The sequence below is a fragment of the Dyadobacter fanqingshengii genome (genome assembly GCF_023822005.2).
Classification (GTDB): domain Bacteria; phylum Bacteroidota; class Bacteroidia; order Cytophagales; family Spirosomataceae; genus Dyadobacter; species Dyadobacter fanqingshengii.
The window spans coordinates 1-21,815 of sequence record NZ_CP098806.1 but is presented as its reverse complement, the minus strand read 5'-3'; the positions used below and the strand labels follow the sequence as shown (position 1 = coordinate 21,815).

At 45.4% G+C, this 21,815-nt stretch carries 19 protein-coding genes; 12 read left to right on the top strand and 7 right to left on the bottom strand.

Annotation, left to right across the window (positions count from 1 at the left end; all coding sequences use genetic code 11):
- Positions 1 to 28: 28 nt before the first annotated feature.
- Positions 29 to 952 (top strand): transporter, encoded by a 924-nt coding sequence (locus NFI81_RS00095; protein ID WP_234615438.1) that lies wholly within the window; start codon positions 29 to 31, stop codon positions 950 to 952.
- Between the two features lie 2 nt (positions 953 to 954).
- Positions 955 to 2,511 carry a phosphatase PAP2 family protein gene (locus NFI81_RS00090; protein WP_234615439.1) on the top strand — a complete coding sequence of 519 codons (1,557 nt, stop codon included), beginning with the start codon at positions 955 to 957 and terminating at the stop codon, positions 2,509 to 2,511.
- Positions 2,512 to 2,590: 79 nt separating this feature from the next.
- Here the strand turns inward: NFI81_RS00090 and NFI81_RS00085 are convergent, their stop codons facing one another.
- On the bottom strand, positions 2,591 to 4,753 hold the full coding sequence (locus tag NFI81_RS00085) for a xanthine dehydrogenase family protein molybdopterin-binding subunit (protein ID WP_234615440.1): 2,163 nt from the start codon (positions 4,751 to 4,753) through the stop codon (positions 2,591 to 2,593).
- 30 nt (positions 4,754 to 4,783) lie between these two features.
- Positions 4,784 to 5,275, bottom strand: coding sequence for a (2Fe-2S)-binding protein (locus NFI81_RS00080; protein WP_255717586.1), 492 nt, complete (start codon positions 5,273 to 5,275; stop codon positions 4,784 to 4,786).
- A gap of 172 nt (positions 5,276 to 5,447) precedes the next feature.
- Here NFI81_RS00080 and NFI81_RS00075 point away from each other — a divergent pair, with 172 nt between their 5' ends.
- Both NFI81_RS00075 and NFI81_RS00070 read left to right on the top strand, forming a co-directional pair.
- Positions 5,448 to 6,683, top strand: a complete 1,236-nt coding sequence (locus tag NFI81_RS00075; protein WP_234615441.1) for a DUF819 family protein — start codon at positions 5,448 to 5,450, stop codon at positions 6,681 to 6,683.
- Positions 6,684 to 6,703: 20 nt separating this feature from the next.
- Positions 6,704 to 7,396 carry a molybdopterin-dependent oxidoreductase gene (locus NFI81_RS00070; RefSeq protein ID WP_234615442.1) on the top strand — a complete coding sequence of 231 codons (693 nt, stop codon included), beginning with the start codon at positions 6,704 to 6,706 and terminating at the stop codon, positions 7,394 to 7,396.
- A gap of 23 nt (positions 7,397 to 7,419) precedes the next feature.
- On the opposite strand, the gene NFI81_RS00065 is transcribed toward NFI81_RS00070, so the two are convergent.
- Both NFI81_RS00065 and NFI81_RS00060 read right to left on the bottom strand, forming a co-directional pair.
- Complete coding sequence (locus NFI81_RS00065) at positions 7,420 to 8,181, bottom strand: MBL fold metallo-hydrolase (RefSeq protein WP_234615443.1); 762 nt, start codon at positions 8,179 to 8,181, stop codon at positions 7,420 to 7,422.
- A 5-nt stretch (positions 8,182 to 8,186) separates the two neighbouring features.
- Positions 8,187 to 8,564: a response regulator gene (locus NFI81_RS00060; protein WP_082215385.1), complete on the bottom strand. Its 378-nt coding sequence runs from the start codon at positions 8,562 to 8,564 to the stop codon at positions 8,187 to 8,189.
- Between the two features lie 185 nt (positions 8,565 to 8,749).
- On the opposite strand from NFI81_RS00060, the gene NFI81_RS00055 reads away from it, so the two are divergent.
- The 6 genes from NFI81_RS00055 (at position 8,750) to NFI81_RS00030 (ending at position 15,909) form a co-directional block, all read left to right on the top strand.
- Positions 8,750 to 9,409, top strand: coding sequence for a DUF1684 domain-containing protein (locus NFI81_RS00055; RefSeq protein ID WP_234615444.1), 660 nt, complete (start codon positions 8,750 to 8,752; stop codon positions 9,407 to 9,409).
- Positions 9,410 to 9,544: 135 nt separating this feature from the next.
- Positions 9,545 to 11,974, top strand: a complete 2,430-nt coding sequence (gene pheT / locus NFI81_RS00050) for a phenylalanine--tRNA ligase subunit beta (protein ID WP_234615445.1) — start codon at positions 9,545 to 9,547, stop codon at positions 11,972 to 11,974.
- Positions 11,975 to 12,011: 37 nt separating this feature from the next.
- Positions 12,012 to 12,356 carry a hypothetical protein gene (locus NFI81_RS00045; RefSeq protein ID WP_234607115.1) on the top strand — a complete coding sequence of 115 codons (345 nt, stop codon included), beginning with the start codon at positions 12,012 to 12,014 and terminating at the stop codon, positions 12,354 to 12,356.
- Positions 12,353 to 12,664, top strand: a complete 312-nt coding sequence (gene zapA / locus NFI81_RS00040; protein ID WP_082215388.1) for a cell division protein ZapA — start codon at positions 12,353 to 12,355, stop codon at positions 12,662 to 12,664. Before NFI81_RS00045 ends, zapA begins: the two co-directional genes overlap by 4 nt.
- Positions 12,665 to 12,787: 123 nt before the next feature.
- Positions 12,788 to 14,359 carry a ribonuclease Y gene (rny, locus tag NFI81_RS00035; RefSeq protein ID WP_234615446.1) on the top strand — a complete coding sequence of 524 codons (1,572 nt, stop codon included), beginning with the start codon at positions 12,788 to 12,790 and terminating at the stop codon, positions 14,357 to 14,359.
- 14 nt (positions 14,360 to 14,373) lie between these two features.
- Positions 14,374 to 15,909: a magnesium chelatase ATPase subunit I gene (locus NFI81_RS00030; RefSeq protein ID WP_234615447.1), complete on the top strand. Its 1,536-nt coding sequence runs from the start codon at positions 14,374 to 14,376 to the stop codon at positions 15,907 to 15,909.
- Between the two features lie 73 nt (positions 15,910 to 15,982).
- On the opposite strand, the gene recA is transcribed toward NFI81_RS00030, so the two are convergent.
- Positions 15,983 to 17,050, bottom strand: coding sequence for a recombinase RecA (gene recA, locus NFI81_RS00025; RefSeq protein WP_234615448.1), 1,068 nt, complete (start codon positions 17,048 to 17,050; stop codon positions 15,983 to 15,985).
- A 342-nt stretch (positions 17,051 to 17,392) separates the two neighbouring features.
- On the opposite strand from recA, the gene NFI81_RS00020 reads away from it, so the two are divergent.
- Together NFI81_RS00020 and NFI81_RS00015 are read left to right on the top strand one after the other, a co-directional pair.
- Positions 17,393 to 18,445 (top strand): aminopeptidase, encoded by a 1,053-nt coding sequence (locus NFI81_RS00020; protein ID WP_234615449.1) that lies wholly within the window; start codon positions 17,393 to 17,395, stop codon positions 18,443 to 18,445.
- 14 nt (positions 18,446 to 18,459) lie between these two features.
- Positions 18,460 to 19,266, top strand: coding sequence for a DUF3108 domain-containing protein (locus NFI81_RS00015; protein ID WP_234615450.1), 807 nt, complete (start codon positions 18,460 to 18,462; stop codon positions 19,264 to 19,266).
- Here NFI81_RS00015 and NFI81_RS00010 read toward each other — a convergent pair.
- Complete coding sequence (locus NFI81_RS00010) at positions 19,241 to 20,230, bottom strand: GNAT family N-acetyltransferase (RefSeq protein ID WP_234615451.1); 990 nt, start codon at positions 20,228 to 20,230, stop codon at positions 19,241 to 19,243. The two genes, NFI81_RS00015 and NFI81_RS00010, sit on opposite strands and share 26 nt — an antisense overlap.
- Before the next feature lie 50 nt (positions 20,231 to 20,280).
- The gene (gene dnaA, locus NFI81_RS00005; RefSeq protein WP_234615452.1) at positions 20,281 to 21,708 is read right to left on the bottom strand and encodes a chromosomal replication initiator protein DnaA; all 1,428 of its coding nucleotides are present in this window, start codon (positions 21,706 to 21,708) and stop codon (positions 20,281 to 20,283) included.
- Positions 21,709 to 21,815 lie beyond the last annotated feature (107 nt).

The window sequence follows — 21,815 nt, the reverse complement described above, 5'->3', positions numbered from 1 at the left end:
AAAACAAATGCGATATTCTTTACGAACAATGAAGCAACCACTCATTTTGCTTTTAATGATTGCCCTGTGCGCAACAGGAAGGGCTTTTGCCCAAATGCCCAACGATGCCATTTATATGTCGAAAAATACGGCCTGTCTTGCTCTTTCTTACGGGCATAGCTCCTGGGACAAGTATTGGGAAAACCAACTCAAACGCGAAAATCTGAACATTGGCACACACACCACCCAAAGTGCAATGGCCATGTTGGCAGTAGGCGTAACCAAAAACCTGAATGTTATCGTGGGCGTTCCTTACGTGTGGACGCAGACCAGCGCTGGCAATTTAAAGTGGCAAAAAGGGTTTCAGGACGCTTCCCTTTGGCTTAAATTTCGTTTTATTAATAAATCAGGGTTTTCCCTGCACGCCATCGGCGGCGCTTCCATTCCTACGGGCGACTACATTGCCGATTTTATGCCTATGTCTATTGGGATGCAATGCAGAACTGCAACGGCCAGACTGCTAGCCAGTTACCGCCATCCGCAAACCGGCATTTATATGACCGCTTCGGGAAGCTATATTTTCCGCAGTAACATTGAGATCGACCGCGATTCTTATCTGGCTGATGGAAAGCTGCATAGCACCAATAAAGTGACTGTTCCCAACGCTTATGACGCTTCTGTGAGGCTGGGATATTTGAAAAAAGGCATTCAGGCAGAGGTTTTTGCCGAGTATGGCGCTTGTGATGGGGGTGATAACATCCGCAGGAATGATATGCCTTTTCCTACTAATAACATGAAAAGCACTGTGGGCGGCGTTTATGCCAAATTTCAGCCAAAAAATATCGGCGTTAATGCCCGGGCCGCTTACGTTCTTGACGGAACCAATGTTGGCCAAAGTACATCTTTTTCTGTTGGCGTGCTGTACCAGTTCCGGTATATCAAGGCTGATAAAAACCCAAACATGCATCAATAACAATGAAATTAAAATATACTTCAAAGAGCAATCTTCTGATTGCGTGCGGATTGCTTCTCACTTTAGGGATTTCTTCCTGCAACAAAACTACCGACGAACCCACCGCTTCGGTTAACAACCCTTCCAGCATGGATGCTGACGCCGGCAATTGGAAGCCTTACGTGCTTGCCTCATCCAGTGAAATAGTGGTTGCTGAGCCAAAAGCTGCCTCCTCGGAAGACTACAAGGCAGAAATTGCAAAATTGAAGGAAACAACTTCCAAAATCACGCCGCAACAACGAGAAATCGTTAATTACTGGGGTGCAGGAGCCGCTTTCCGCTGGAATGAGATCGGTCGCGAACTGGCTGCGCGTTATAACACGCCGCCAGCATCCAACAAAGACGGTAAATATCCGCTTCCTGATCCTGCCAATCCACTTGCAGACCCTAAGTTTCCTTTTGCCAATCCGCCTTACACGGCCAGAGCACTGGCCTATCTTAGCGTTGCGCAGTATGATGCATTGGTAAGTGCGTGGAATTACAAGTTTAAATTCAACCGCAAAGCGCCTTCGAAAACGGACGCTTCTGTACAAGCGATTTTGCCGGTGACTGATCTTCCTTCCTATCCTTCGGAGGATGCGGTGGTAGCCGAAGCATCGGTTGCTATTTTGAAAGCAATGTTTCCGGGAGAAGTGCCGTTTCTGGAACAAAAACTGGCTGAGCATAAAAACAGCCGCTTATGGGCTGGGATGAATGTGGAAAGCGACATTACTGCGGGTGCAGATCTGGGTAAAGCTGTGGGTGCAAAGGTGATGGCAAGAGCCAAAACAGACGGTATGGGAACCGCCAACAACCAGGCAGCAACCGCTGAAATGATCGCTAATGCAAAAACAATAGGAACTACGGAACCCTGGGTTAGCCAGGAATCGCCTGCCCGCCCGCCAATGTTGCCAACTTACGGCTTTGTTACGCCATGGAATTTTGATAAAGCAACTGTTAAAACATTACGCCCGGGACCGCCACCAGCAATCGGGAGCGCGGAATACCAGGAAAATATCGATGAACTTTTAACCATTGCAAAAAAACAAACCCGCGATCAGGCGCGCATTGCCAGCTTCTGGTCCGATGGTGTGGGAAGTTATACACCTCCGGGTCACTGGCACAGAAGGGCTGCGGACCTTTGTCATAAAAATGCATTCAGCGAGGTTAGAACAGCCAGAACCCTGGCGCTTCTGGGCACCACATTGCAGGATGCCGGAATTTGCTGCTGGGACGTGAAGTATTTTTATTACTACCCACGCCCAAATCAAATGAATAGAAAGATTAAAACTTCTGTGGGCTTGCCTAACTTCCCCTCATACACTTCGGGGCACTCCACATTCTCTGGCGCAGCGGCTGAATTGCTGGCCTACATTTTTCCGGAAGAAAAAGAGAAAATTGACAATATGGCAGAGGAAGCATCTGTGTCAAGGATTTATGGACTTATCCACTACCGTTTTGACTGCGAAGCCGGCTTGCAATCCGGTCACAAAATTGGTGAATATGCCGTGGCCAGAGCAAAATCTGACGGTGCCAAATAACTATTTCAGGCATTATAAAAATGGCTTCCCGAGTGATCAGGAAGCCATTTTTTTGTTGAATATTTCTAAAAACAACCTTTTAACCAAGATTGGCAATGTCAAAAGGAAGCTTGCGTAGTCGCTTGCCAGTTGCTGCAAAAACGGCATTGCCCAATGCCGGAGCGATCGGAGGCAAGCCCGGCTCTCCTACTCCACCGGGTGCAGCACCACTGTCGATAATGTGGATTTCCATTGCAGGCGTCTCACTAAGCCGCATAATGTTGTATTGATGAAAATTGCTTTGATCGCTGATGCCATTGGTAAATGTGATGCCATCTTTAATCGCTGCGGTAAGGCCCATGACAATGTTTCCTTCGGTTTGCGCCTTCACATTATCCGGGTTTACATAATGCCCGCAATCGATCACAGAAACGACCTTATCAATTTTCACACCCTGATCTTTTTTAGAGACAGTAATGCAACATGCAGAAATGCTGTTGAATGAGCTGAAAATAGCCAGACCTTTTCCTGAACCTTCCGGAAGCTTTTCATCCCAATTCGCTTTTTCAGCCAGTGTTTGAAGCACTTTCTTAAAGCGATCATCGGTAAGGATCTCCATTCTGGCTTTCAAAGGGTCTTTCTTGGCAAGATGTGCAAGCTCATCTACGAAGCATTCCTGCCCCCACCCGAAATTAGACGCATAAACAGAACGCCACCAAACCACCGGGATGTCTGTTTTAACATTTGTCCAGCTCACTTTTGAAGCGCCGTCGAAGCGGTATTTATTATTTTCAGTTGCGAGCTCACCGCTTAGCCACGGGTCTGCCTCCGTATCTTTCAATTGTTTAAAGACCTGGCCTGCAATGGATTCGCCAATGGCGTGGTGATGAAAGCCTGTAATTTTTCCATTTTCCACGAAACCTTGCATATGGCTTAGCATTCCCGGGCGGTACGGCCCCTGCGCGATATCGTCCTCACGCGTCCAAACCACTTTCACAGGTTTTTTGACAACCTTGGAAATGTGGCAGGCTTCCAAAACAAAATCGTGATAAGCTTTCCTGCCAAATGCCCCTCCAAGTAAAGTCACATTGATTTTGACTTGCTCGGGTTTGACTTTCATGTAGCCGCAAACATCACGCAACGCCCAGTCGGGCCCTTGAACGGGTGCCCAGATTTCCACAGTTCCATCGTCCTTTACATGCGCGACCGCATTTTCGGGTTCTATGGGCGCGTGCGCTAGAAATGGAGTTTCGTAGTTGAACTCGATTTTATCTTTCGCAGCAGCATATTTTATTGAAAAATCCCCCTTTTCCTCCGCATTAATGCCATCTTTTTTGGCCGCTTCGTAAGTGGCGGCATAGTAATTGGACGTGCTGAGTGTTTTCTCCAGCTCACCATTGTCCCATTTCACCACCAGCGCTTTTTTGCCTTTCAAGGCTGCCCAATAATTAGTAGCAACCACCGCCACGGCTTCCGAAGTCCTGTGTGGCATTGTCCTTTCGGTTTTGATGACTTGTAAAACGCCTTTGATCTTTTTTGCCTCCGAATCATCAATAGAAGCCACTTTTCCATGGATCATGGGCGAATGCAGAATACTTGCATAAACCATTCCCGGCACATCGACATCAATTCCGTAAACCGCCTTGCCATTGACGCGTTCAGGAACATCGAGCCTTTTATTGTATTTACCAATGATTTTAAAATCTCTGGATTCTTTGAGCTTAGGATCTTTTGGGATTTCCAGTTTGGAAGCTTCATCAGCCAATTCTCCATAAGTCAGACTTTTACCGCTTCCCTTATGCACGATTTTGGCATCTTCTGCGTGACACTCGGATACGGGCAAATTCCATCTTCTGGCAGCCGTGGTCGTGAGCATTTCCCTGGCCGCAGCCCCGGCCTTGCGGATCGGGAACCATAACTCCCGCACGGAACTGCTGCCTCCGGAAGTCTGGCTGCCATATTTGCCCATGCCGTCACTTTGAATGATCAGCACCTTTTCAAGGCTCACTTCCAGCTCTTCTGCCAAAAGTGAAGGCACAGCTTGCGTTGAACCCTGGCCCATATCAGGTCTTGGATTAACCAGGGTAATGTTGCCGTTGGTATCAATGATAATAAATGGGTTGATTTCCAGCCTGAGAACCGCCGGGTTGATCTTTTTTAAGGATGCGTCCCTGGTAAAACCCGAAATACCCAATGCGAGCCCGAAAGTGGTGATCCCCGAGGCTTTCAGAAAATCGCGGCGTGAAGTTTGTATTTTTTCCAATGTTTTTAGAGCTAATGTGAAGGACCTTTTTTACCGCTTTCCAATGCCTGCCTCAGTAACTTTCATTTCTGCTGCCGCCCTGTAGATTGCCTTTCTGATTCGGTCGTATGTTCCGCAGCGGCAAAGATTCCCGCTCATCGCCGAATCGATATCCGCATCCGTAGGGTTTGGATTGGTTTTAAGCAGCGCCGTTGCCGACATGATCTGCCCCGATTGGCAATAACCACACTGCGGAACCTGCTCTTCGATCCAGGCTTTTTGGATCACATTCAGCTTACCATCACCAATGCCTTCAATGGTTGTGATCTTGTCATTTTTGCCAACACCGGAAACCGGCAACTGGCACGAGCGCGTAGGCTCACCGTTTAAGTGCACTGTGCAAGCGCCGCATAACGCCATACCACAGCCAAACTTGGTGCCCTTCAATCCGGCAAAATCACGGACGACCCATAGCAAAGGCATGTCGGGCTCGACGTCAACTTTTACTTTTTTGCCATTTAATGATAAGTTATATATCGCCATAGTAAAACATTATTAATGTTATCGCCTAAAATCAAGATGTAAATTACAAAAAATAGGACTTTTATAAATTTAAATTTCGCTGGATCAACCTTTTACATGATAAGCGGGCAAACGCCTTTCGTCGAAACAAAAAACAAAGCTATTTTTACCCGATTCTCACTCTGCAAAAGCAATGATCACGAACGACGCCGTTGTACTTGGACTATTAATGCTGATTCTGGCTGCCATTTTTTACACGGCTTCTATGGATCGCCCCGGCTGGAAACGGTTCTACTCCCTGGTACCACCGCTGCTGCTTTGCTATTTTATTCCGGGTTTGTTGAATTCTTTTGGCATTGTAAATGGCAGCACCTCACAGCTTTATCCCGTCGTTTCCAAATATTTCCTGCCTGCCTGCCTTGTTTTTTTCACCATCGGCATGGATTGGCGCTCATTAAGCCGCTTAGGCCCCAAAGCACTGATTGCCATGCTTGTGGGAACGCTTGGCATCATAATTGGCGGGCCGTTTGCGTTGTGGCTGATTGGGTTAATCAGCCCGCAAACCGTTGCCGGAGAAGGCGCGGACGCAGTTTGGCGCGGGCTGGCCACAATTGCAGGAAGCTGGATCGGCGGCGGCGCCAATCAGACTGCATTAAGGGAAGTTTTTCACCCAAGCGATGCGCTTTTCTCACAGATGGTGGCTGTTGATGTGCTGATTGCGGAACTATGGATGGCTTTTCTCATTTACGGAGCAGGAATTGCCTCCCGCATTGACCATTGGCTCGGCGCTGACAGCAGCCCGATCGAACACATCAAAGAACATCTTGATATACAACATCATGCAAATGAAAAAGCACCGGCAATGCGCGATTACATTTTTCTCGGAGCAGTCGGTTTTGGGGCGACAGGCATCGCACATTTTCTGGCAGACATGATCACACCTTATTTATCCAAAAACTATCCTTTTTTAGACAAATACAGTCTTACTTCTCCTTTTTTCTGGGTAGTGACCATTGCTACATTTATTGGGATTGCACTTTCCATGACGCCAGTGCGAAAACTCGAACATGTAGGGGCCTCGAAGCTAGGATCTGTTTTTTTATATGTGCTTATAGCCACAATCGGCATGCAAATGGACCTGGGGGCAGTTGCTGGTAACCCAGGACTTTTCGCCATCGGCTTGATCTGGATCCTGACGCACGCTATCATTCTGATTTTAGTTTGCAAATGGCTTAAAATCCCGTTCTTTTTTCTGGCTGTGGGAAGCCAGGCCAATGTGGGTGGATCGGCGTCAGCCTCAGTTGTGGCCGCAGCTTTTCACCCGTCGCTGGCCACAGTCGGCGTTTTACTTGCTATCTTGGGATATGCAATCGGCACTTATGGAGGTTATTTGACTGCGCTTTTGATGCAATGGGTTAGTGAAGGTTAAATGTTTTAGTAAAATATCTAATGGAAGATAACAGCAAACTTGAAAAGATCATAGAGGCCAGAATGAAGCTGAAAGCGCGTTTTGAGCAGCAAATGTCGGCGACGCCTTCCGTTTCTGATGCCCGGCCGATGGGAACGGGTGAAATCAACCGCCACGGAATGCCCAAACTGCCCGCTGGGCAAATCAAGACCGTGAAATGGCCTGTGCTGGACTTGGGTTTTAAGCCGGATATATCTCATCAAAAATGGAAACTGGTTATTGACGGTCATGTCGAGTCGCCTGTTACATTGAATTGGGAGGATTTTATGGCCTTGCCGCAGACGGAAGATGTCAGTGATTTTCATTGTGTTACTACGTGGTCACGCATGGATGTGCCCTGGGTGGGCGTACGGCTGGCAGATCTAGCAGCCCTTGTGCAACCCAAATCCAGCGCGACGCACATTCTCTGCCACGGTTATGATAAATACACAACTAACCTATCTCTTGAAGAAGCATTGAAAGACGATGTTTTGCTAGTTCATACAGCTGATAACAAGCCCTTGGAGCGCGATCATGGCGGGCCGGTGCGTATGATCACGCCTCAGCTTTACGCATGGAAAGGAAGTAAATGGATCAACAGGATCGAGTTCCTGTCGTCAAATAAGCTGGGTTTTTGGGAATTAAGAGGTTACTCTAATACAGCCTACCCCTGGCGGAATGACCGGTATAGCTGAGGGTTTGGAGTTGTCAGGTCCAGCTACAAATCCAGCACCAGGCCGTCGTGAGCCAGATGCACGTGAGAAGGCAACTCATTTTCAATTTCTGCATGCTTGCCCAGCTTATGGCTCATGTGCACGAGATATGCGCTTGGGATCTGCAATTTTTTAATTAGCGCTAAGGATTGGGCTAATGTAAAATGCGAAAGATGCGGCTCTTTTTGTAATGTGTCTAAAACCAGCACTTTGGAACCGATTATCTTCTTTTGTTCTTGCTCGGAAATATAATTGGCATCGGTAATGTAGGTAAAGTCTTCAACCCGATAACCGAACACGGGCAAATGATGATGCATGGCTTCAATAGGCGTAAATGCTACACCTTGCACATCAAACGGCTCATTATCAATGTTATGTAGTTCGAAATGAGGCACGCCGGGATATCTGTTTTCAGAGAAAGCGTAGGCGAACTCGTTCTGGATCTGCTTTAAAACAGATTCTCTTCCATAAAGCGGAATGTCGCGCTGGTTGCGGTGGTTGAAGGCCCGGATATCGTCCAGTCCGGCGGTGTGGTCTTTGTGCTGATGTGTAAAAACGGCAGCATCCAGATCTTTAACATTGGCCCGAAGCATTTGCTGACGAAAATCGGGGCCTGTATCAATCACAATGGATTTTCCTTTGGCCTGGATCCAAACGGAGGTCCTTAAACGCTTGTCGCGTGGGTCATCGGATCGGCAAACGGCACATTCACAGGCAATAACCGGTATTCCCTGTGATGTGCCGGTCCCTAAAAATGTAATCCTCATCAGGTTTATTCTGTCAAATGCGCGACCACTTCAACCAGACGGTCAAAATTCAAAGGTTTCATTAGCGCATCATCAAATCCTGCTTGTTTAAAATCTTCTTCCGAATAGTTTTTGGCGTTTCCGGTAATGGCAACGATCGGTGTTTTGGCCTTTTTCTCGTTAGGCAATTTACGGATGCTTCTTGCGCACTCCATTCCATCCATCACAGGCATATTGATATCCAGCAAAATAATATCGAAATCCTCTTTTTCAAGCAGCTGCAAAACCTGCTCTCCGTTTTTCACAGAAGTGATCTCGTAATGTTGAAATTCCAGAATCTTCCTTGCCAGATTTTGAATAACTGAGCTGTCTTCGGCAATGAGTACTCGCTTGGTGTATGACATATGATGGGTCAGGTATTGTGTTTAATAATTTGCCAGGTCAATTTAGGGATATTTCACCCAAAGTCGCAACCTGGCCCGGTGCGAAGATTCAAAATTATGATAAAAAAGTAAATAAACATCCTATACTTTTTCAAAGCACGCTTTCGGATGTAAGTTTGTGATCCGTTCATTAATTCCATAGCGATATGTTTAAAAATAAAGTAATCCGATACAGTACAATCGCTATGATCATTGCGATCCTGGCCTATTTTATCATTGAAAATTTCTCCGGGGCAGGTCTTAACGGAGCCAGTGAAGACCAGATCGCCAGCAACCCCGAACAATATAAAACGACCATACTGAATGAGCGCGCGGCCAAAGACGAACAGTTTCGCACAACTGCCGATTCTCCGATCGCCGATAAAGAAAGTTTTCACGGCCTGCATTACTTCCAGCCCAATCTGACTTACCGCATTAAGGCCAACATTTCGCCTTATATGAAGGATGACAAGGAAGTTGTGGTCAATTATACAGACGGGACTTCGGAAAAATATGAGAAATATGGTTATGCCAATTTCAAGATCGGCGATCAGGAAGAGAAGCTATTATTGCTTAAAAATGAGAGTGTTATATCGGTGCTTTTCAAAGACGCAACCAGCGGGAAAGAAACCTATGGAGGCGGCCGTTACCTGGATTATCCGGTTTCTGAGATCAAAAACAATGTGATTATCCTGGATTTTAATAAAGCTTATAATCCCTATTGTGTATATCAGGAAAGCTATGCCTGCCCTGTTCCCCCTAAGGAAAACACGCTCTCCGTGGCCATATTAGCCGGCGAGCAGCTGGAATCGGCTGTTCATAATTAACCTTCCATCGCTTTTCAGGGTTTTGTTAAAAAAACCCATTACTATTTCAAGTCTGGCGGCGCTGTTCGACTTAAATCCTTAATTTTGTGATCCGGCTTAAATGCCATTTGAAACCTATTTTTTGAAAGCATTCGCATGAAGATCTCCTATAAGTGGCTTAAAGAATTAATAGAAATAACAGAATCTCCGGAAGAAATCGGCCAAATACTGACCGCAACGGGCCTGGAAGTTGAAAGCATTGAAGAGATTGAATCCATAAAAGGCGGTCTGCAGGGCGTTGTGATCGGCGAGGTGCTTACCCGCGACAAACATCCGGAAGCAGATCGTTTGAGCCTGACGACTGTGGACGTGGGCGGTGAGAATCCATTATCCATTGTTTGTGGCGCGCCCAATGTGGCAGCCGGTCAAAAAGTGATCGTCGCGACCGTGGGAGCAACATTATATCCAACCGGAAGCGATCAGCCATTGGTGTTGAAAAAATCAAAAATCAGGGGCGCACTCTCGGAAGGAATGATCTGCGCCGAAGATGAACTGGGAGTCGGCACATCGCATGACGGCATTTTGGTGCTGGATACGGATCTTCCCAATGGCACGCCAGCCAGCGAATATTTCGGCATTTCATCTGATTACCTAATTGAAATTGGCCTCACGCCTAACCGCGCGGACGCTGCATCACACTACGGTGTAGCGCGTGATTTGAAAGCTTATTTTAATCGTGAAATCAAACTTCCTTCGGTTGATGCGTTTGCCGTAAATAATGAAAAACTGCCAATTGAGGTTGAAGTAAGAAATTCAGAAGCTGCACCAAGATATACAGGACTGACGATTTCCGGGCTTACGGTTGCAGAATCGCCTTCCTGGCTCAAACAAAGATTGGCAACTATCGGGATTCGCTCGATTAATAACATTGTAGACATTACCAATTACGTTTGCCACGAGCTGGGCCAGCCCATGCATGCTTTTGATGCGGATAAGGTCATTGGTAAAAAAGTGATTGTAACCACGGTGCCAGCCGGAACAACATTTGTGACGCTGGATGGTGTGGAAAGGAAACTTTCGGATTCGGATCTGATGATCTGCAATGCTGGAACGAATGAAAATCCGGAACCCATGTGCATTGCCGGGGTTTTTGGCGGGCAAACATCGGGCGTCACCAACGAAACCACGTCCATTTTCCTGGAATCGGCTTATTTCTCGCCGATCTGGGTGCGAAAAACGGCTCAGCGTTATGCATTAAAAACTGATTCATCTTTCCGTTTCGAGCGGGGCACAGATCCTAACATGCCCTTGTATGCGCTGAAAAGGGCAGCATTGCTAATTCAGGAAGTTGCAGGCGGGACTGTTTCTTCCAACATTACCGACATTTACCCCGAGCCAGTCGCTGACTTTCAGGTGAAAATGACTTACCGCAACATCGACAGGTTAATTGGTAAATCATTAGACAAAACCCTCATTAGCAACATCCTGAACGGCCTCGACATTCAAATTCAGGACCAAGCTGAAACGGGTTTCACTGCTATCGTTCCGCCTTACCGCGTGGATGTGCAGCGGGAAGCGGATGTGATTGAAGAAATCCTCCGCATTTATGGTTTCGGACAAGTAGAACTTTCTGAGGCGCTTAGCTCGGATTATTTGTCTGATTTCCCGGTTAATGATCCTGAAAAACTGAAACTGCGCGTTGCCGAATTGCTTGTTGCAAACGGTTTCAACGAAATGATCAATAATTCGCTGACGAAGCCTGATTACCACACTTCATTGGCTGAGAGCATTCAAGGTAATCCGGTCAAAATCCTTAATTATCTGAGCGAAGATTTGTCTGTAATGCGGCAAACGCTGATTTTTTCGGGTTTGGAAGTGATTGCTTACAACAGCAACCGGCGCCAGAAGGATTTGAAACTTTTTGAATTTGGCAAGACCTATAATGAAATCGGCGAAAAATATGTCGAAAAGGAAAGGCTGGCTGTTTTCCTGACGGGCAACATTGGACAGGAAAGCTGGTTTGAGAAGTCCCGGGAAGTTGTTTTCCATGACCTGGCGGGTTTTGTGATGCAGGTTTTGTCTTCGGTTAAGATTAAGGACGTGGAAAGAACGGAGGCAGATGCTTCAATCTTTAAATTTGGAACGTCCCTAACATTGAACCGTAAACCCATCGTAAGTTTCGGACAGCTTCAAGCGAGCATTGCTAAAAAGCTCGACATCAAGGCGCCCGTATTTTACGCGGATTTTGATTGGGATTATATGCTCAAACAATACGATGCATTTGTCCAATATAAAGAGGTTGCGAAGTTTCCGGAAGTGCGCAGGGACCTTTCGGTGGTGGTGAACAAAAAAATCACTTTTGAAGAACTGCGACAGATCGCATATAAAACTGAAAGGCAGCTTTTGCGCTCAGTGAATGTATTTGATGTGTACGAAGGCGCAAACCTGGAAGGGAAAAAGTCCTACTCTGTGAGTTTCATTTTGCAGGACGATCAGCAGACGTTGACCGACAAAGTGATTGACAAAACCATGCAACGGTTGATTTCAGCTTACGAACGAGAGTTTGAGGCGGTGATCAGGAAATAAATGAGTTTTGGTTTGACAGCATTATAAGGCCAGAAAAATGGAAAGGAGCATCGAGCGCATTATTGAACACAAGTTGTCCGACCTTGAGAAAAAACTCGAGTTCCTGATCAACATTAAAGAGAAACTAAACTGGTCAATATCAGAGCTGCAACGCGAAAATGCGGAGCTGCGTGCCTCGAATACCAAACTCAAGGAAGAAGCAAAAGAAATAAAGAAAAAATACACTAGTTTGGAAAAAGACTTTAATAAGTCTAAAAGTTTCGCTAAAATTGTCACTAGTAAACTGACACCAACAAGCGGAATAGCCGAACTGAAAGACTCAGTTGAAAGATATATACAAGAGATCGATAAGTGCATTGAATTGCTTGAAGATACCTTATGAAAAAAAATAGCATACCCAATCCGGACGTTTCTGTCTTTATAAAACTGCTGGACAGGGGTTTCAAACTGAGCGTTCCGGCGGATCAGGAGAAATTCTACAGGGATGGGTATGAGGTGTTCATGCAACGCGTGCAGCAGCATAAATTAAAAGGAAAAGTATACGGTGACATTGAAGCAATTGCACTTACTTCTATTGAATGCCTTGTAGCATTACAACGGAACCAGGAGCAAATGGATAATCTGGTGATGGCTTTTAAAAACAGGGTGGAAAAGCTCGATGAAACCATTACCAGCGCAATAGAAAGCTAAACGCTCAACACCACAAAACCTTTATTTTATACGGATTCCTCTTTATCTTCTTTCAATACTTCCAACTTCGGCATTTTCACGCGGTTTAGTCGGTAAAACCAACTATATATAACCATTACTGAAATGTCAAATTCATTAATTTTTATCCTCGTCCTGTCCGACATTATCGCCATTGGTGTGGGGATTTTCGCAGGCAAGTACATCTTTCAGCGATCATTTGATCAAAAAGAAAAAGAAGCGCAGGAACGCGCAGCCGAAATTCTCCGAAATGCCGAAAGTGCTGCCGAAAACATAAAAAAAGACCGGATACTAGAAGCCAAAGAAAAATACCTGAGACTAAAAGGGGAATTTGAAGAGGATGCGAACAAGAAACGCGTGATCCTTCAAACCAACGAACAAAAATTAAAACAACGCGAGCAAAGCCTGAACCAGACTATTGAGGCAAACAAGCGCCGTGAAAATGAGCTTGAAACGCTTAAAAATAATCTGAACCAGCAACTGGAAACGGCTACAAAACGCCGGGAAGAGGCGGAAAAATCGCTGCAACAGCAAGTTACCCAATTAGAGAAAATTGCCAACCTTACGGCAGACCAGGCACGTGATCAACTCGTTGACGCATTAAAAGCCGAGGCTGATACAAGAGCCGGATCGTATGTAAAAAGTGCGATGGAAGAAGCCCGCCTTACTGCCACCAAAGAAGCAAAAAAGATCGTTATCGAAACCATTCAGCGCACGGCTGCAGAACACGCGATCGAAAACTGCGTTTCGGTATTCAACATTGAAAACGACGATATCAAAGGAAAGATCATCGGACGTGAAGGACGTAACATTCGCGCTTTGGAAGCTGCAACGGGCGTTGAGATCATTGTGGATGACACCCCGGAAGCGATCGTTATCTCCGGATTTGACCCGGTAAGAAGGGAAATTGCAAGACTTTCGCTGCACCGCCTGGTTCAGGATGGAAGGATTCACCCAGCCAGAATTGAGGAAGTGGTTGCCAAAACACGCAAGAATATTGACGATGAAATAGTGGAGATCGGCGAAAGAACTGTGATCGACATGGGAATCCATGGCCTTCATCCTGAGCTGGTTAAAATGATTGGCCGTATGCGTTTCCGCTCTTCTTATGGACAAAACCTGTTGCAACATTCACGTGAAGTGGCTAAGCTTTGTGCAACAATGGCCTCGGAATTAGGATTAAATACAAAACTGGCTAAAAGAGCGGGTCTGCTGCACGATATTGGTAAAGTTTGGCCGGAAGAATCTGATCTTCCCCACGCAATATTGGGCATGGAGCTCGCCAAAAAATACAAAGAAAATCCTGAGGTGTGCAACGCAATCGGCGCCCACCACGACGAAATTGAAATGACAAGCATTCTCTCCCCGATCATTCAGGTATGTGATGCGATTTCAGGTTCACGTCCGGGAGCACGCAGGGAAATGATGGAGTCTTACATTCAAAGACTTCGTGATCTCGAAAACATGGCATTGTCATTTGACGGTGTTGAAAAATGCTACGCGATACAGGCAGGACGCGAGTTGCGCGTGATCATTGACGCAGATAATGTTTCGGATGAAAAGGCAGGGATGCTTTCTTTTGATATTTCTCAGAAAATTGAAAAAGAAATGCAGTATCCTGGACAAATAAAAATTACCGTAATCCGTGAGATGCGTTCAGTAGCGTATGCGCGTTAATCAGCCTAAAATACATGAGTTACTCACTTCTTACAAGTTCACAGTTGCTGGATATCCAAACGCTTGGTGAACTTAAAAAAGCAGGTTATCAGTCGAGATCCATTAAGCAGGAACTTCGTGATAATCTGATCGTTAAGATTAAAAACAAAGAGAATATTTTCCCCGGCATCTGGGGTTATGAGGAGACGGTGATTCCCGATGTGGAGCGCGCGATCCTTTCTATGCACAACATTAACTTCCTCGGTCTGCGCGGACAAGCCAAGACACGTATCGCCCGGATGATGACGAGTCTGCTGGATGAATACATTCCATATGTGAAGAACTCGGAGCTGCATGACGATCCTTTGCAGCCATTGTCAAGGTTTGCAAAAGACATCGTGGAAGAATATGGCGACGACACAGAAGTGGCCTGGCTGCACCGGGATGAGCGTTATACAGAGAAATTAGCGACCCCTGACGTTTCCGTGGCCGACCTTATCGGTGACGTGGATCCGATCAAAGCTGCAACGCTGAAATTGCCTTATTCTGATGAACGAGTGATCCACTTCGGCCTTATCCCTCGTTCACATCGCGGCATTTTTGTGATTAATGAATTGCCCGATTTGCAGGCAAGAATCCAGGTTGCTTTATTTAATATTTTGCAGGAAGGCGACATTCAGATCCGCGGTTTTAAACTGCGCTTACCGCTTGATATACAGTTTGTTTTTACTGCTAATCCTGAGGATTACACCAACCGCGGAAGCATTGTAACTCCTTTGAAAGACCGTATCGAAAGCCAGATCGTGACGCATTATCCGAAAAAGATTGAAACGGGTAAGAAAATCACAGAGCAGGAAGCTGTTGTCAAGACCGAACAAATCGGCACGATCAAGGTGAATGAGCTTGCCAAAACATTGATCGAACAGATTGCATTCGAAGCGCGGGAAAGTGAATACGTGGATAGTAAAAGCGGTGTTTCTGCGCGACTTACAATTTCGGCTTACGAAAGCCTTTTGAGCACCGCTGAAAGACGAGCGCTGATTAATGGAGAAGAGAGCACTTACGTGCGCATATCTGACCTTTATGGCGTTGTCTCTGCCATTTGCGGTAAAGTTGAACTCGTTTATGAAGGTGAAGTAGAAGGGCCGGTTATCGTGGCGCAAAACCTGATTGGTAAAGCAATCCGCACGCAGTTCCTGAATTTCTTCCCGGACCCTGAAAAAAGCAAGAAAAGCAAGATCAATCCATATGCCAAAGTAATTGAATGGTTTGGATCGGGCAACGAAATGGAAATGCCTGGCGACATGACCGATCGCGAATACATGGCACGTCTGAAAACCATTGATGGGCTGGATGATTTCGTAGATATGCTAAGCGCCTATTCCAGCACGGAGGAGAAGCTTTTCATGATGGAATTTGCATTGCACGGCATGGCTGAATTCTCGCTTATTGGCAAGATGTCACTCGATCAGGGAATGAAATTCCAGGATCTGGTTAGCAGCATGTTTTCCGGTCCCGGAGAAGATGATTATGACTTTGACGAGGATGACGACGACCGAAAACCATTTTGATACACAACAAAAATGCCCGGCAAACACCGGGCATTTTCTTTATAAGCTATTTACAACATTAAGCTGTCCTGGATTAAAGCGGAGCGCCTTCGTCTACAACATTAGGCTCACTTGTATCGATTAAAACATCCGGCTCGTTGTTTACTTTCGCACGAACTTTCGCTTCCAGTTCATCCATTAATTCCGGGTTGTCCTTGATAAGCGCTTTCACGGCATCACGGCCTTGTCCGAGACGGTTACCGTCATAGCTGAACCAAGAACCCGCTTTCTTAACGATATCCAGCTCAACTGCAAGGTCAATGATCTCCCCTACTTTGGAAATTCCTTCGCCATACATAATATCGAACTCCACTACTTTGAATGGCGGCGCTACTTTGTTTTTAACAACTTTCACCCGTGTGCGGTTACCCAGGATCTGGTCAGCGCTTTCCTTTATCTGGCCAACGCGACGAATATCCAAACGCACGGAAGCATAATATTTTAATGCGTTACCACCCGTTGTTGTTTCAGGGTTACCAAACATTACTCCGATCTTTTCACGCAGCTGGTTAATGAAAATACAGCAGCATCCGGTTTTGTTGATCACACCTGTAAGCTTACGCAAAGCCTGCGACATCAAACGGGCCTGTAAACCCATTTTACTGTCTCCCATTTCGCCTTCCAACTCTGCGCGTGGCACAAGGGCTGCAACGGAGTCAATAACGATAATATCCACCGCGCCACTGCTGATCAAATGTTCAGCAATTTCCAATGCTTGTTCCCCACTGTCCGGTTGTGAGATAAGCAGGTTACTGGTGTCTATGCCTAATTTTTCAGCATAAGATCTGTCAAATGCGTGCTCTGCATCAATAAACGCGGCAAGTCCGCCTTTTTTTTGTGCTTCGGCAATGCAGTGCATGGATAATGTAGTCTTACCTGACGATTCAGGTCCGTAAATTTCCACAACACGGCCACGCGGAACACCTCCAACGCCAAGGGCAAGATCGAGACCCAGAGAACCTGTTGAGATTACCGGAATGTCCAAAACCTTGCTGTCGCTCAGTCGCATGACCGTTCCTTTTCCGTAGGTCTTATCCAGCTTTTCAAGCGTGGTTTGTAGTGCTTTAAGTTTGTTGTCTTTATCTGTGGTTGCTTGTGCCATAAAAACGGTTACAATAATTTAGTTTGTTCATAAAAAAACGGCTTTTGGTTCACAAAAACCGCTTTATACCTGGTCTTTTCTGATGTGTAAAAATACCGAATTATACGCAAAAATCCAACGGCTTTTTCTTTTAAAAATATAATTTCAGACATAATAAATACAGATAATATCAAGAGGAATTTACAACTTACGGCATCTGATTATTTGCCGTTATCAACAACTTACCCACCGGTTTCCATACGTGATAAACGGTAAATAATTCCCGGTCATTTTCTATAATTTTGCAGCTGAAATATCTGTTTTACAGATTGATCATGCCGACTTGACTAAATTATCGCTTTCGTGTTTAAAAAAATTCTTCTTGCTGTTTTAGTGCTTTGTGTTCTTGCAGGGATTTATTACCGGAATCTGCTTAGTTATGGTTGGATGCAGGCTTCGGGACAAGTCAAGATCCTGATGAATGTGGAAGATGTGGCGGATGTGATGAACGATCCTTCTTTTCCTGATTCGCTGAAAGCCAGGATCCGGTTGATTGAGGAAATTAAGCAATTTGGTGTTGACTCTTTGGGTTTGACTCCTTCCAAAAACTACACAACATTCTATAATCAGCACGGAAAACCATTAATCTGGCTCATTACCGCTTCGGAAAAATATAAGGTCGAACCTCACAAATGGCATTTCCCTATCATTGGTAGCTTTCCTTACAAAGGTTTTTTTGATTCCACCCGCGCAGTAACCGAAGAGCGGCAATTGATCCAAATGGGCCTGGATACGGACATCGGTGAAGTCTCGGCCTGGTCAACATTGGGTTATTTAAAGGATCCTATCTTATCCAGCATGCTTAAACGAAAGGTCGGAAGCTTAGCCAACCTGATCCTGCACGAGCTTACACATGGAACGCTTTTTGTGAAAAATAACCTGGAACTGAACGAGAACCTTGCGAGCTTTATAGGCGACCAGGGAGCAATCCGGTTTTTAAAGTTCAAGTATGGTCGGGATTCTCAGGAATTACGTATATACGAATATTCAAAAAAATATAATGACGCTTACTCGGGGCATATGCTCAGGGGGATTACACGTCTGGATAGTCTTTACAGGACTTTCGGGAAAGATCCGGTGGTTAATGCGCATCGTGATTCCCTGAAAACCAAATTGATCATGACGATCCTTGCTGACGCGGACACACTTCTTTCCGGGAAGCGGACGTTAACAAACAAAAATCGGCAGGCGGCGAGCCGATGGCCCGACGGAAAGTTACCCAATAACGCATATTTTATCAGTTACCAGACATACAAGTCAAAACAAGACATCTTTAAAATCGAGTTTGAACAAAAATTTGGAGGAAATATTAAAAAATATCTGACCTGGCTGAAAGAAAAATATCCCTCTCTATAATTATAGTTTTTAGCATGAAGAGATCGTACATCGTTATAATTGCTTTAATAACTTTTTCACTTTTTTTCTCTTTTCGGCAGTTTGAACAACAGACCGCCGAGAACAGGGTTATACCCAACAAAAGCTTCGGACCCGGTGAAAGGGTGGAATACAGGGTGCATTATGGCTTTATTAATGCTGCGGAAGCTAAGGTAGAAGTCGGCAAATCGGTATCCATGATCAACAACCGGCCCTGTTTCAGGGTCAACGTGTCAGGTCGTACGGTAGGCGCATTCGACCTCATTTCCCGAGTGCGGGACACGTGGCGTTCCTACATTGACACCACGGCCATCTTGCCGCATATGTTTGAGCGTCAGATCCAGGAGAATAAATATCGCAAGGATGAACGCGTCATGTTTAACCACCATAGAGATCAGGCGGTATCGAGCATTAAAGATGAGACGAAGACATACAATGTCCCCAACAACATTCACGACATTATCAGCGGCTATTTTTATTTGCGGACTATAAATTTTGAACGGGTGTCAGAAGGCGATGTCATTGAAGTGCCTACTTTTTTTGATGGCGAAGTCTATAAGCTGCGCGTTCGCTATGTGGGGAAAGATGTGATCAAAACTAAATTCGGTAAAACAAAAGTCCTCAGGATCAATCCGCTAATCCCCGACAACAAATTTTTCAAAGGCGAAGGCGCTATGAAACTTTGGGTTTCGGATGATTCCAATAAAATCCCTTTAAAAGTAGAAGTCGAGTTGAAAATCGGTTCTTTGGAAATGGACCTTAAATCCTACAAAGGGCTTAAAAAAGACCTTGTATGGTTTTGAAAAATAGCTTTCGCCAGTTTTGTACACACCTAAACGGGAACCATAATTCATTTCTGCTAATTGCATAAAATGAAACCGGCCTGCTGCCAAAACTACGGTAAAAGCTTGCTATTGAGCCAACTTCCGGGCTTTCGAAATCAAAGATCATTGATTTGCCATTGCAATCCCTGAAATATTGGTCCAGCATTAAAGTCCGCGCATTGCCGGTCCTCCCCGTTTGATCGGCCGCATTGAAGAGATAAATGGCTCTTCCCGCAAATTCCGCAACGAGTATACCCGCCTGAATCTGTCCATCGGATATAGCATAATAAACTTCCGCCTGTTTCCTGGCTCGCAACACATTGAAAAGTGCCTTTATACGAACAAAGGCATTCGGATCCACCCCGCCCGGAATTCGTTCAGTTTGATTTTCTGCAAACAATGTGATTAATGGGTTAATGTCTGCGCTCCTGCGAATCAGCCAATTTACCGCCTTACTGCGCTTCAAATTACGCTTCCTATCACTGGAATAGCCTGCATTCAACTGCTCATAAGTGCCGCGCATGTGAAGCCAGTGCGTATGCTTTTTTGAAAAGTGAAAATCGGGTCGTGCCGAAGCAAATGCCGACATTCCGATTGAATTTTCGGGATTAAAATGGTAAGCAGATATGTAAGAAAATTCTTTTGACAAAAACCGGATGAAGGATTCCAATTCAAACGCCGTGAGCGGCTTCAACGAAAACAAACCCAGATATTGGCAAAAAAGCGGTTGGTAAATTATCCTGAAACCAGTTTTTCGCCGGATCGGAAGCGGCATGACAATTTCCGGATGCTGGATGGTAGGCCAAACAAGCGCCTCCCAATGCTCACAAACAATATCCAGGTAAAAAGTCTGGGCGTAAATGACACATTGAAGGGATTTGTGAATGTGGTCATTCCAGGTCGTGTCACATATCTGTGCACGGTCGGTTAATATGGGCGTCATTTGACTGAATTAGGTTTGAAATAATGATCAAACCATTTAGACGCCAGATGTTATTTAAAGTAACTGCGAAGTTTTTGCAAAGTTTCTTCCACGTCAGGTGTTTCGTCCATCAGCAGGTTAATGCTCTGGATTGAGTGGATTACCGTGCTGTGATCACGGCCACCGAAATGGTATCCGATGGATTTCAAGGGAAGATCGGTGTATTCTTTTGCCAGAAACATGGCCAGCTGCCGTGGATAAACAACTTCCTTTTTGCGGCTTTTACTTTTAAGATCGGCAATGGTAACCTGGAAAAAATCGGCGATAACCTCCTGAATTGTATCAATGGTCACTTCCTTATCCACATTCATTACAATGTTCCGCAATGTATTCTTGGCCAGTTCCACATCAATTTCCCGCCTGGTCAGCGAAGCCTGGGCCATCAGCGAAACGATCACACCTTCCAGTTCACGCACATTGGAATTCACACTATGCGCGATGTATTCGATCACGTCATAGTCGATTGAAATGCCTTCTGACTGGATCTTCTTCTGAATAATTGCAATACGGGTCTCAAAATCAGGCGTTTGCAAATCTGCCGTCAAACCCCATTTAAACCGGGATAATAACCTGTCCTGCAATCCCTGCAGCTCGCGCGGCGGGCGGTCACTGGTCATAATGATCTGCTTACCAAGCTGGTGCAGATGATTAAAGATATGGAAAAACGTGTCCTGTGTTTTCTCTTTACCCGACAAAAACTGGACATCATCAATCGCCAGCACATCCACTTTCATGTAAAAATCAGTGAAATCCTGCAGCGTATTATTTTTAATGGAATTAATAAACTGATTGGTAAACTTTTCGGAAGAAACATACAGCACCAGCTTATTTTCAAAGTGGTTCATAATGTAATTCCCGATTGCCTGCACAAGGTGCGTTTTGCCCAGCCCTACCCCACCATACATCATCAGGGGGTTGAACGAAGTGAGTCCGGGGCGCTGGGCCACGGCGAACCCCGCGGAGCGCGCCAGACGGTTACAATCGCCTTCTATGAAATTATCAAACGAGTAATTGGGATTCAGGTAAGTGTCCAGGTTCATGGAATCCTGATCTTTGTCCCTGTGATTGGAACCCAACCTCGGATCTGTGACGAAATTATCCGGCTTCGAATAGTTTGTCGATTTGGGAGTGGACACATTCATCGTCAGCGGCTGATGCTTGTCGTTGCCTTTGTCCACGATAATGGAATATTCCAACAAGCCATCCCTTCCAATCGCGTAATCCAATGCTTTCCTTAAAAGATTGACATAATTATCTTCCAGCCATTCGTAGAAAAACTGGCTTGGAACCTGGATCGTAAGCACTTTACCGTAAAGTTTTAAGGGCCGTATGGGTTCAAACCACGTCTTAAAACTCTGATCGGGAATGTGCTGCTGAATAACTCTCAGGCAGGCATCCCAGATCTGGTCTACTTCTCTATGTGTGCTAACTCTTTCCAATGTATAATTTGCGGAATTCAGAATGTCATAATTTAAAAGGACGGCAAAGATATAAAAATACCTGATCTCTGGAGATTAAAACCAACGTTCAATTTAATACCAACGCA